The 11,226-nt window shown below is 48.8% G+C and carries 10 protein-coding genes and 2 tRNA genes; 8 read left to right on the top strand and 4 right to left on the bottom strand.

The annotated features are described in order from the left end of the window. Positions 1 to 265 precede the first annotated feature (265 nt). Positions 266 to 339: transfer RNA gene (locus SD10_RS16160), tRNA-Pro, on the bottom strand. Positions 340 to 360: 21 nt separating this feature from the next. Continuing rightward, positions 361 to 447 (bottom strand) — tRNA-Ser (locus SD10_RS16165). A gap of 167 nt (positions 448 to 614) precedes the next feature. Between SD10_RS16165 and SD10_RS16170 the strand changes: the two genes are divergently transcribed. From SD10_RS16170 to cdaA, 7 genes are all read left to right on the top strand, one after another. Next, the gene (locus SD10_RS16170; protein WP_046575054.1) at positions 615 to 1,577 is read left to right on the top strand and encodes a vWA domain-containing protein; all 963 of its coding nucleotides are present in this window, start codon (positions 615 to 617) and stop codon (positions 1,575 to 1,577) included. A 50-nt stretch (positions 1,578 to 1,627) separates the two neighbouring features. Further along, on the top strand, positions 1,628 to 2,320 hold the full coding sequence (locus tag SD10_RS16175) for a tetratricopeptide repeat protein (protein ID WP_046575056.1): 693 nt from the start codon (positions 1,628 to 1,630) through the stop codon (positions 2,318 to 2,320). A gap of 22 nt (positions 2,321 to 2,342) precedes the next feature. Further along, positions 2,343 to 3,518 carry an acetyl-CoA C-acyltransferase gene (locus SD10_RS16180; protein ID WP_046575058.1) on the top strand — a complete coding sequence of 392 codons (1,176 nt, stop codon included), beginning with the start codon at positions 2,343 to 2,345 and terminating at the stop codon, positions 3,516 to 3,518. Between the two features lie 52 nt (positions 3,519 to 3,570). Then, a complete protein-coding gene (locus SD10_RS16185; protein ID WP_046575060.1) occupies positions 3,571 to 4,506 on the top strand; it encodes a phosphoribosylaminoimidazolesuccinocarboxamide synthase in 936 nt (311 codons plus the stop codon). 65 nt (positions 4,507 to 4,571) lie between these two features. Continuing rightward, on the top strand, positions 4,572 to 4,988 hold the full coding sequence (locus tag SD10_RS16190; RefSeq protein WP_046575062.1) for an STAS domain-containing protein: 417 nt from the start codon (positions 4,572 to 4,574) through the stop codon (positions 4,986 to 4,988). After that, positions 4,981 to 5,943, top strand: coding sequence for a ribonuclease Z (locus tag SD10_RS16195; protein ID WP_046575063.1), 963 nt, complete (start codon positions 4,981 to 4,983; stop codon positions 5,941 to 5,943). Before SD10_RS16190 ends, SD10_RS16195 begins: the two co-directional genes overlap by 8 nt. Positions 5,944 to 6,096: 153 nt before the next feature. Continuing rightward, complete coding sequence (gene cdaA / locus SD10_RS16200) at positions 6,097 to 6,906, top strand: diadenylate cyclase CdaA (RefSeq protein WP_046575064.1); 810 nt, start codon at positions 6,097 to 6,099, stop codon at positions 6,904 to 6,906. Positions 6,907 to 6,995: 89 nt separating this feature from the next. Here the strand turns inward: cdaA and SD10_RS16205 are convergent, their stop codons facing one another. Together SD10_RS16205 and SD10_RS16215 are read right to left on the bottom strand one after the other, a co-directional pair. Further along, the gene (locus tag SD10_RS16205; RefSeq protein ID WP_046575065.1) at positions 6,996 to 7,403 is read right to left on the bottom strand and encodes a DUF4332 domain-containing protein; all 408 of its coding nucleotides are present in this window, start codon (positions 7,401 to 7,403) and stop codon (positions 6,996 to 6,998) included. A 611-nt stretch (positions 7,404 to 8,014) separates the two neighbouring features. After that, positions 8,015 to 8,959 carry a DUF2279 domain-containing protein gene (locus tag SD10_RS16215; RefSeq protein ID WP_052731208.1) on the bottom strand — a complete coding sequence of 315 codons (945 nt, stop codon included), beginning with the start codon at positions 8,957 to 8,959 and terminating at the stop codon, positions 8,015 to 8,017. A 264-nt stretch (positions 8,960 to 9,223) separates the two neighbouring features. On the opposite strand from SD10_RS16215, the gene SD10_RS16220 reads away from it, so the two are divergent. Beyond that, on the top strand, positions 9,224 to 10,753 hold the full coding sequence (locus SD10_RS16220; protein ID WP_046575070.1) for a malate:quinone oxidoreductase: 1,530 nt from the start codon (positions 9,224 to 9,226) through the stop codon (positions 10,751 to 10,753). Positions 10,754 to 11,226: the final 473 nt, after the last annotated feature.

The following is an 11,226-nucleotide window of genomic DNA, read 5'->3' on the forward strand; positions in this document are numbered from 1 at the left end:
CGTAGGCGACAGAGTAGAGTTGACAGATATAGCCCTAACTATCCGGGCACAAAACTTAGTCAGCTTCGTGCACATTGACTTAGGGAAGCCCACAGCCCCTCATTAAGTGTGGAGAAACTTTCCATGACGACTCGGTTTGATTCATCACATAAACCTATAGAAGTACAACAGCCGCCACAACTTTACAATTGATCTTGTTTCAACCGGAAATGATGAAACAACAAAAAAGCACTTACCATTGCTGATAAGTGCTTGATTTTAAATGTCGGGGTGGCAGGATTCGAACCTACGACCTCCTGCTCCCAAAGCAGGCGCGATACCGGGCTACGCTACACCCCGAAGAGGTACTCATTCACTCAGCGGAGAGAGAGGGATTCGAACCCTCGGTACCGTTACCAGTACGACAGTTTAGCAAACTGTTCCTTTCGGCCACTCAGGCATCTCTCCGAAGCCAATCAATTTCTTCCTGATTGATTGGGACACAAAGGTAAGGCAAGATTTCGTTCTCAGCAAGAGGCAACCCAAAAAATCTTTTTTAAATCGCTAATTTCGCCCTTCCTGACGATAATTCCGGTTGAGCGATTTAGCTCATCATCAGGCCGATACTCTCCCAAATGAACTGGCTTTATTCATTTTCCAGCACCGAATTTATTTTTATTGGCCTCTTTATTGGCCTCTATACACTATACATCTGGCGCACATTTCGGCTGGCTCGTCAACTAAATACAGCAGCCTGGGGTGTAGTACCCAAGTTTTTTCTGCGCGGCATTTATTTGACGCTATTAATTATTGTCCTGTTGGGCCCTTCCTTTGGCGAAGCCGAAGATAATCTGCTAACCAGTGGCCACGATACGTTTTTACTCGTCGATATTTCCCGTTCCATGGATGCGGGGGATGTCGTTCCCACGCGGCTTGAACGGGTCAAATACGATATTCAGCAGTTGTGCGATACCCTGCCTGCCGACCGGTTCGGGCTGATTATGGCCACTCAGGAATCATTCGTGCTGTCGCCCCTAACGGCCGATCATGATGCGCTTAAACAACTCATGCGCGAGGTGCACACGAGTGCTTCGCTTACTGGTGGCACCGACTTATGTAACGCCATTGAGCTAGCTCGACAAAAACTCCTCACCGATTCGTCGACCTATCAAAGCGTCCGCGCCATTGTTCTCTTTAGTGATGGTGAGAATTTCGGCCCCTGCGAACGCAGCGAACTGGCCCGCCTGCGGTCATTTGGTCTGCCGCTGATTACCGTTGGGGTGGGCACCGAAACGGGCGCATCGATTAAAGCGGGGCGGGATTTCGTGCGCGACGATAATCATCAGATTGTTCGAAGCCGGCTTAACCGATCATTTTTACAGGAACTTGCCCGCGATGGCCGGGGGCAATACATTGAAGCCGATCCGAATGGACTCTACGTAAACGAACTGGCAGGCGTTTTACGTTCGCTAAAAGGGCGGGTCATCGACCAGCATCGTGTGGCCGTATCAACAAATAAGTATTATTATTTTCTGATAGCCGCACTGGTATTCATGGCACTTGATCTAATTGTGACCATCCGAACGTTTAGATTGTGAGTTGGTATCCCTATTTCGCCTTATTTTTGCCAGCCATCTGTTAACACCTGATGATTTACCTGTTCATGACCGCCTGGCTGCTCTGGAGCGAATTAGTGCCGGTGAGTCCGATTTCCCGAAACAATCAAATGCGCCAGGAAGCCCAGGCCGCTTATGAGGCAGGCCAGTATGTCCATGCGCTATCGTTATACGCTACGCTAAGCCGCACGACAACCACCATTGATCCGGCCGTACGATTGAATCTGGGTCACACCTTTTTTAAGCTAAATCAATTCACAAAAGCGAAGCCTCAGTACGAAACGTTACTTCAGTCAGACCGGCCCGATTTACGCACGGCAGCGGCTACCCAGTTAGGCGTTATTGCCTGTTTGGAGCATGACAGCGCAACGGCCTTGTCGTTGTTTCGGCAAGCCCTGCTCGAAAACGCGGACAACGAATCAGCCCGCTACAACTTTGAACTTGTAAAGAAATACTACTCTGGCAAAAAGCCAGCCCCAACCGCGAAACCAAAAGCGGCTGACAAAAAACCGAAGCAGGTTGATAAACCGCGTCCGGCAGGTGGGCAGCAGGTAGAGCGGTCAGCGCGGCAGGATGAACTATTGCGCCGGTTTCAGCGCCTGAATCTGAATGAAGAACAAGCCCTTCAGCTCCTCGATGCGATGCAGGGCGACGATCTGCCGTATGCATTAACGCGCTCCGCCCGACGATCAACAAAACCAGCCAACACCGGGAACCGGTGGTAGGTATTCGTGTTACTACTATACTATGAACGAAGTCGTAATTGTTTCTGCTGTTCGAACACCCATTGGGAGTTTCGGGGGCGTTCTGTCAACCTTATCGGCGACTGATCTGGGGGCTGCGGCCATTCGGGGGGCGCTTAGCCGCGCAGGCGTTCAGCCTGATCAGATTCAGGAGGTTTACATGGGTAATGTGGTATCGGCCAATGTTGGGCAGGCGCCCGCCAAACAGGCCGCTTTGAAAGCAGGATTGCCTGCCACGATTCCGTGTACAACCATCAACAAAGTTTGTGCATCGGGTACGAAAGCGATCATGCTGGCCGCTCAGGCTATTCAGTTAGGACAAGCGGATGTGATTGTGGCAGGCGGCATGGAGAGCATGTCCAATACGCCTTATTATGTTCCCAAAGCTCGTTTTGGCTATAAATATGGTAATGCTGAATTAGTGGATGGATTGGCCCGCGATGGGCTGGTGGACGTATACGATCAGTGTGCGATGGGCGTTTTTGCCGACAAAACGGCCGAGGCCTACGGCATCAGTCGGGAAGAGCAGGATGCGTATACTGTGCAATCCTACCGCCGGTCAGAAGCCAGCACGGAAAGCGGTCGGTTTAGCGCCGAAATCGTGCCTATCGAAATAGCCGGACGAAAGGGCAACGTGACGGTGAGCGAAGATGAAGAATATAAGAACGTCATCTACGACAAAATTCCAACGCTAAAGGCCGCTTTCACGCCTAATGGCACCGTTACCCCCGCTAGCTCCTCACCGATTAGCGACGGAGCGTCAGCGCTGGTTGTCATGAGTCGGCGAAAGGCGGATGAACTAGGCTTGACCCCACAGGCCCGGATTTTAGCCTATGCGGATGCCGAACAGGAACCTCAGTGGTTTACGACGGCACCAACCAAAGCCGTCCCCCTGGCGCTGCAACGGGCCGGATTGACGGCTAATGACATTGACTTTTTTGAAATAAACGAGGCATTCTCCGTTGTTCCCCTTACGTTTAGTAAAGTACTGGAGATTCCGCAAACAAAGCTGAATGTATCGGGTGGAGCCGTTTCCATAGGACATCCGCTGGGTGCATCGGGCGCTCGTATCGTAACAACCCTCACCAACGTGCTGCACCAAAACGGCGGTCGCTATGGGGCCGTTGGTATTTGCAATGGCGGTGGCGGGGCGTCGGCAATCGTGATTGAAAAATTGTAAAGAGCCAACGTGGACCGGCCTTGCGCTATCTGTCCAAACTTAATGTAATTAGATGAACGCTATTCAGGAGACCAATTTTCAATTTCCCGGCCAAACGGCCTTTTATCGCGGTAAAGTACGTGATGTTTACTCCTTTCCTGACAAACTGGTCATGATTGCGTCAGACCGAATTTCGGCGTTTGACGTGGTGTTGCCCCGCCCCATTCCGTTCAAAGGTCAGGTGCTTAATCAAACAGCGTCTTATTTTCTGCGCGCAACGGCCGATATTGTTCCGAACTGGCTCCTGGATGTTCCAGATCCTAATGTAAGTATTGGTCTTAAATGCGAACCGTATGCCGTTGAGATGGTCGTACGTGGGTATTTGGCCGGACACGCCTGGCGAGAATACCGCGATGGCAAACGAATGCTCTGTGGCGTTGCCTTACCCGACGGACTACGTGAAAATGATCGACTGCCTACGCCTATCATCACCCCTTCAACCAAAGCACACGAAGGGCATGATGAAGATATCAGCCGTGACGAAATTCTAAGCCGGGGCATCGTTTCGGAAGGCGAATATGGTCAATTGGAAACATACGCGCTGGCTCTTTTTGCTCGCGGTACAGCCATGGCCGCTGAGCGGGGTTTAATTCTGGTCGACACCAAATACGAGTTCGGTAATCTGGATGGTAAGGTTTATCTGATTGATGAAGTACATACCCCCGACTCGTCGCGTTATTTTTACGCCGATACCTACGCACAGAAGCAGCAGGCGGGCGAGGCCCAAAAACAATTGTCAAAGGAATTCGTTAGAGAATGGCTAATTGCGAACGGTTTTCAGGGTAAAACCGACCAGCAAATTCCAACAATGTCCGATGAATGGGTAAATCAAATCACAACCCGCTATATTGAGTTGTTCGAAACGGTTACGGGACAATCGTTCCAGCCCGCAGACGCTTCTGACCCGCTGGCACGCATTGAAGCGAATATCATAGAGGCAATTAACTAAGCGATTGATCGACCTGGACAGCCGTAGCCTAGTCTGGCCAGGTTATCCGTCAAAATTGATTATACATGAATTACACAATCGAAAAAAACGAACAGTTCGCCCTGATCCGGTTAGCCGAAAGTCAGTTTGGGGAAGAGGTATCGACTCCGTTCGAAATGTTGAGTCGAAGTCTATTTCGGGAAGGTTACAGCAATATCATTGTTGACGTTGCCGCTGTCCAAACGGTTGATCAGGCAGGCATTACAACCATTCGCCGAATTAACAGACAATGCATCAATGAAGTTGGCCTGTTGATTCTGGTTACCAAAAACGAAGACCTGATCACGGTTCTGGACAGTGCCAACATCAGCGATTTGACCATACTGCCAACCGTTGAAGAAGCTGTTGATGCCGTGTTTATGAACGAATTGGAAAACGATTTTCGGAGCGAAGAGGATGATGAGTACGACATCGGGGGGAGCGTCGGTAACGCCGATGCCTAACGCACAAACCAATCAGGAAACGGAACACGCACGGCCCGCCAGTCTGCCTTTTTCCCTAACTATTTTAGGGGCAGGGTCAGCCACGCCAACTCTGCGACTTCACCAAACTGCGCAGTTGCTCACGATTGGTAGCGATTATATGCTCATTGACTGTGGGGAGGGTACGCAGCTACGCCTGATCGAACAGCGGATTCGGCCGAGCCGCCTACGCTACATCTTCATTAGCCATCTCCATGGTGATCATTATTTTGGGTTGCCTCCCCTGTTATCAAGCCTGAACCTGGGTGGCCGAACCGAAGACCTTTACCTCTTTGGACCGCGTGGCCTGGATGAAGTTCTGACAACGATTTTCCGGGTGTCAAATTCACATCTAGGATTCCGGCTTCACTTTCAGGCCGTTGAGCCTAATGAGTCAGCTCTTCTACTCGACCATCCGCAAATGACGGTTGAGTCCATTCCATTGCAGCACCGCATCGACTGCTCAGGTTATCTTTTTCGGGAGAAACCGCACAAGCCTCACTTACTTCGCGAGAAACTTCCGGCTGACGTACCAGTTGCCTACCTGAAGCAACTAAAAGCTGGCCACGATATTTTGGGAGCCGATGGTGAGGTTTTGTACGCCGTTGCCGACTACACCGAACCAGGACCTCCCCCCCGTTCTTATGCCTATTGTTCGGATACCCGCTATGTAGAAGCGTTGGTGCCACAATTGCAGGGAGTCAATTTGCTTTACCACGAAGCTACCTTTCTGGATGATAATGCTCAACGGGCAGCCGAAGTGTATCACTCCACAGCTAAACAGGCCGCTACAATTGCCGCTAAAGCCGGAGCCGGACGATTGCTGGTTGGCCATTTTTCATCGCGGTACAAACAGTTTGACTTGTTTCTGGACGAAGCCCGTACCATTTTTCCGGAAACGTATTTGGCCATTGAGGGGCAAACAACACCTGTATAAACAATAAAAGTTGGAAGCGAGTAAGTGGCTGAAGCCTGTTTTGTAGATGCCCGTTCTCCATTGGGGTGAACCACTAACAAGACTTATACCTTCTTTAACTTACCTCGACGGGTTTCTGACTATATTTAGCCCCTAAACTTTATCCATTCGTTCATGCTGGCATTTCGCCTGGGTTTTTTAGATATTGGCTGGCTCGATTTACTCGACATTGGACTGGTAGCCCTCCTTATTTACCAGATTTATAACCTTGTTCGTGGAAGCGTTGCCAGTCGGGTATTCGTTGGTTATCTACTGGTTTATCTGGCCTATCTGGTTGTTAAGGCTTTGGGCCTTAACCTGATGACCACCATTCTGGAGTATTTTATCAGCGTTGGGGCATTGGCTTTAATCATTATTTTCCAGCACGAGATCCGGCGTTTTTTATTGCTCATCGGTAAATCGACCAATCTGTCCAGCAACCGATGGTTACGCCGATGGCTCCTTCGGGATTTTAATGGTACCGAAGAATCGACCACTTCGTTGAAGCCTATCCTGGAAACCTGCAAAACACTGGGCGCCGAGTTTTCGGGCGGGTTGCTGGTGCTACAGAAAAATGATGATTTAGAAAAATTTGCCGCATCGGGCGAAGTCATCGATGCCGATATATCGAAACCACTCCTACTAGCTATTTTTAGTCAATACAGTCCATTACACGATGGAGCCGTTATTATTAGTGATGGACGAATCCGAGCAGCTCGTTGCATCTTGCCCGTTTCGGAAGATGATGAATTGCCCCCCTCGCTTGGGTTTCGTCATAGGGCCGCATTGGGCATGAGTGAGGCAACGGATGCGGCTGTCATTGCCGTTTCTGAAGAAAGTGGGCGTTTGTCGTTAGCCCTAAATGGCGAGTTATTCACGAACCTTAGCCAGCTCGAATTAGAAAACCAGCTTGAAAAATACCTGCGCGAACCCAAAAATCGATAGCGCTTCTCTCTTTTTAACAAATGCAAAGGCCCATCCGGATAAACGGCGGGCCTTCTTTGTTATTAAACAACTAAGTGAGGCTGTGTTTGCTAATACTCAAGTATATACGTCAGGTTTTTGGCCTGCTCCACAAAGTCCCCAATTTGCTCTACCGAAGGTGGGCGCTGTGTAAATTGCCGAACACTGTTTATCTTAATCAATTTCGCGTGCAAATTTTTAGGGTCTCGTTCCGCTAATTCTTTGACGGTGTCAACACCTGCTTCTTCCATCAGGTCGCTATAAACACGGCCAATTCCCTTCACGCGGGCTAAATCGGCCCGATTCGCCAATTCCAAAATTATCTTTGCGTCAACACCGCTCGCCGAAGCCAGCGCTTTACGATCTGATGGTGTTCTAGTGGCTTCAAGTAATGAATCACTATCACTGATGCCTTGTCCTTTTAAGGCATTTAATACGGCATCCGTAATGCCACGTAGTTCTCCTAACGTAAGGCTCATATTTGACTGGAGTTGAGTTTTAACGTGAAATTCGGCCCGACCTTCAGGCCACACAATACATTTTTAACGAACAAGGTACTTTCTTCGAGTATCATTCAAAAGAAATTTCTTCTGAGCGGTAAAGCTTTCCGGATGAAGCTGAACAAATTCATTGTGCCATTCAGCGTACCGGGCTGGCTCAGCGCTTTGAAACAGGCTGGGATTTATTTTCTTTTGAAGCAAATACTCCTCAAACTTCATCTGTCAATTTTTATGTATTTCTGACCAAAACGAAATACTATTTCCGGTAACCACCTCTTTACGATCCCGAACACCTAATTTCCTTAAAAGTACATACAAATATACAAAGTAAACTTAGCGATTAATTTACTGTAAGTAGATTATTTAATAGTATTAATCGTTCATATATGAATTAACTAATGCCTTAGCCAGCAGCATTTTACCTTGATCAACAGGCACATAGTCCTTTACATTGAGCACACAGGCGTTTCACGGGCTGGACAATTCCTTACTTTTAGGCATCTAGTTCATTCAACTGATCGAAGAATCGTAGTGGTCACCTGTACCGCAAGAATATATGTAAAAATCGGAATTTACAGATGCGTTTTTTCTTATTCTTTGGGCAACAAAAAAGGATGAAAACGAACGCCTTTTACCCGGTTATATTCCAGAGAAGGAGCCGCAATTTTAAAGAATTGAGCCGTTCCGATAAACCGCTGTAACGAAGGAGAAAACGTGCTGATACGGGACAAATCAGCGTCGGGTGAAATAAAAAACTGACGATACCGCTCAAACTTAATGGGGCGGCCTTCGCTATCGACCAGCGGTGGATTTTCGTGTCCGCCGATCATACCACTGCCGCTATAGCCAACATCCAGATTCAGCCAGCGCGGAAATGAAGGGCCAACCGGCAATACAGACGCCAGATTAACAGAGAGCCAGTACTGTTGGCCATTATAATCTTTCAGCATTTGTACGCCCGTCGTTTTGCCGAGTACATTGGGGCGAAAAGGTGGAAAAATCGTTTTTCGGAATCCATACTTCAGGCTCACAACTTGTTGGCCTGCCCCATATTGCTGTCCCATAAACAAAGCCGTTCCAGCAGCGTTTGCCAGCATATCGCCTTTCGAAAACCCCCACCCTTCCGAATGGCCATCATACACCTCCAGCGTCGTTTGAAATAACAGGGCTAGCAAGCCACCGGTCAGAATACTGGCTTGTTCATTCACCCCACTCCAGCGCATCAGTTCATATCCGCCCCTGCTCATGCAATAAGCCGTTGCTGCATGGCCAACTTTATCCATCTGGAGCCACTCCCGATTGTCATTGAAGGAATGAAAAGGGACTTTTTTCTTATACCACTGCTTTCGCAGCATGAGCAGTGTAATGGTATAAAAAGCCGCTGTTCCAACCAGTACACCAATAAAGCGCCCTTGCCTAATTCCCGTTGGCTCAGGCAGCCCTGAAGCAACAGAAAGCGGTTGTGCCTGAACTGACTGACCAAGCAGAAGCATACACAAACAAAGTAACACAAAGGCACGAAACGGGTATGTCATGGGCTAAAATTATTAAAAATAGGCGGGTTGACCGCGCCAACTAAAGGTGATCAGACCAGATTACCCGGTGCTCATCGGCCGGATGCGCCGTTGGTGGAGCACTGCAGCGATTTTGGCAATAAAAACGCAGGGCTAACCAGAGGATAAAAAAACGGATAAAACAAAGGTAAATCTATGGCTTTGGAACATCCTGCCCACCAACTTTGTAACTATATCAGGAATACATACCTGAAAAGAATACATAATTAGCTGCCTATTTAGATCATGGCGAAACGGAGTAAATCAATACAAAAAGGGCCTGATGTCGTCCTGATTGGGGCTGGCATCATGAGTGCCACCTTAGGAGTGTTGCTGAAAGAACTGCAACCCGACATCACAATCGATATCTACGAACGCCTGGACAGTGCGGCTGCCGAAAGTTCGGATGCCTGGAACAATGCCGGAACTGGCCACTCGGCTTTCTGCGAACTCAACTATACGCCCGAACAGGAAGATGGCACCATTGACCCATCCAAGGCCATCAAGATTGCCGAGTCCTTTGAGCTATCAAAGCAGTTCTGGGCTTTTCTCATTCAGCGTGGTTTTCTGAACGACGCCCCTAATTTTATTCGGTCAATTCCGCATATGAGTTTTGTGTGGGGAAAAGACAACGTTTCGTATCTCCGCAAACGGTACGATGCGCTCCAGCAAAACTACCTTTTCCATGGCATGCGCTATTCAGAAGATCCGGCCCAACTGGCCGAGTGGATGCCGCTGGTCATGCAGGATCGCGACCCCTCGCAACCCGTAGCGGCTACCCGAATGGACATTGGTACGGATGTGAACTTTGGCGCATTGACGCGGGCTATGTTCCGTCGATTATACGACATGCCGGGCGTTCACATTCACTTTGCCCATGATGTGCGCGACCTGTGGCGTTCTAAATCGCTTGGTGGGTGGAAAATTCGGGTGGAAAACGTGACAACGAACCATGTTCGCGACGTGCAGACCCAGTTTATCTTCATCGGCGCGGGTGGCGGCTCATTGCGACTGCTCGAAAAATCGGACATTCCCGAAAGCCGCGGCTTTGGCGGTTTCCCGGTAAGTGGTCAGTGGCTGAAATGCGTAAACCCAGAAGTGATTGAGCAACATCAGGCAAAAGTGTATGGGAAAGCCTCGGTAGGCGCTCCGCCTATGTCGGTTCCTCACCTGGACACCCGCATGATTGATGGCAAGCGCGAACTTCTCTTTGGACCCTACGCTGGCTTTTCGACCAAATTCCTGAAAAGCGGTTCGTATTTGGATCTTCCTAAATCCATTCAGTTAAGCAATATGGCACCCATGCTCATGGCGGGCCTGCATAATGTATCGCTGACAAAGTACCTTATTCAACAAGTGATGCAATCTCCAGAAGATCGGCTAAATGCCCTGCGGGAGTATTATCCGGATGCTAAAATGGAAGATTGGGAGCTGGAGATTGCCGGTCAGCGGGTGCAGGTTATCAAGAAAGACGATGAAGAGGGCGGTGTACTCGAATTTGGTACAGAAGTAGTTAGCGCAGCCGATGGCAGCATTGCCGCTTTATTAGGTGCCTCGCCAGGTGCCTCAACGGCCGTTTCCATCATGCTCGATTTATTGAAGCGTTGCTTCCCTGATCAACTGGCCACCGACGCCTGGCAACAAAAACTCAAAGAGATGATTCCAAGTTATGGCCAGGTTCTGGCCAACAATCCGGCGCTTGGACAGGAACTTAGGAAACAAACAAGCGAGGTACTGGGCCTCGGTGTTTATGAATATACCACCAGTGATAAGTAGGCCGTCTGTACGCTGCGCCAGTCAGGATCAATAGTCACTCGTTGACCAGGTCCAGAACGGTTTTTCGTAATTCACCAGTCTCAAACCCTTCGTTCTAACGGCATATTATGTCTGTCAGAATGAAGGGTTTTTTATGTCTTGACTTTCGGCGTATACGGGTGTTCGCACGTACGATCCCGGATATTCGGTGCCCACTAATTACTCTCTTTTAATCTATTATGTGGCTAGTCGAAGCTGCTATAAACTGAGTAGTTTTTACATACTAAAGCAATGCTCCGCTTTTGGTTTATCTCCCGAACCCACTGGAGTCTACAACCACTTATCTACATTCCCTAGCTATTTTAAGGGTTATTGGACTACATCAGCCTACTAACTTGGTTTAAGCGGACAAGTTATTACTTACTTCCTCCTGAGTACAATTCTACATCTATAGACTAAGACCTTTCCTCTTTTCCTCTCACAACTATAAAACT

It is taken from the genome of Spirosoma radiotolerans (assembly GCF_000974425.1).
Classification (GTDB): domain Bacteria; phylum Bacteroidota; class Bacteroidia; order Cytophagales; family Spirosomataceae; genus Spirosoma; species Spirosoma radiotolerans.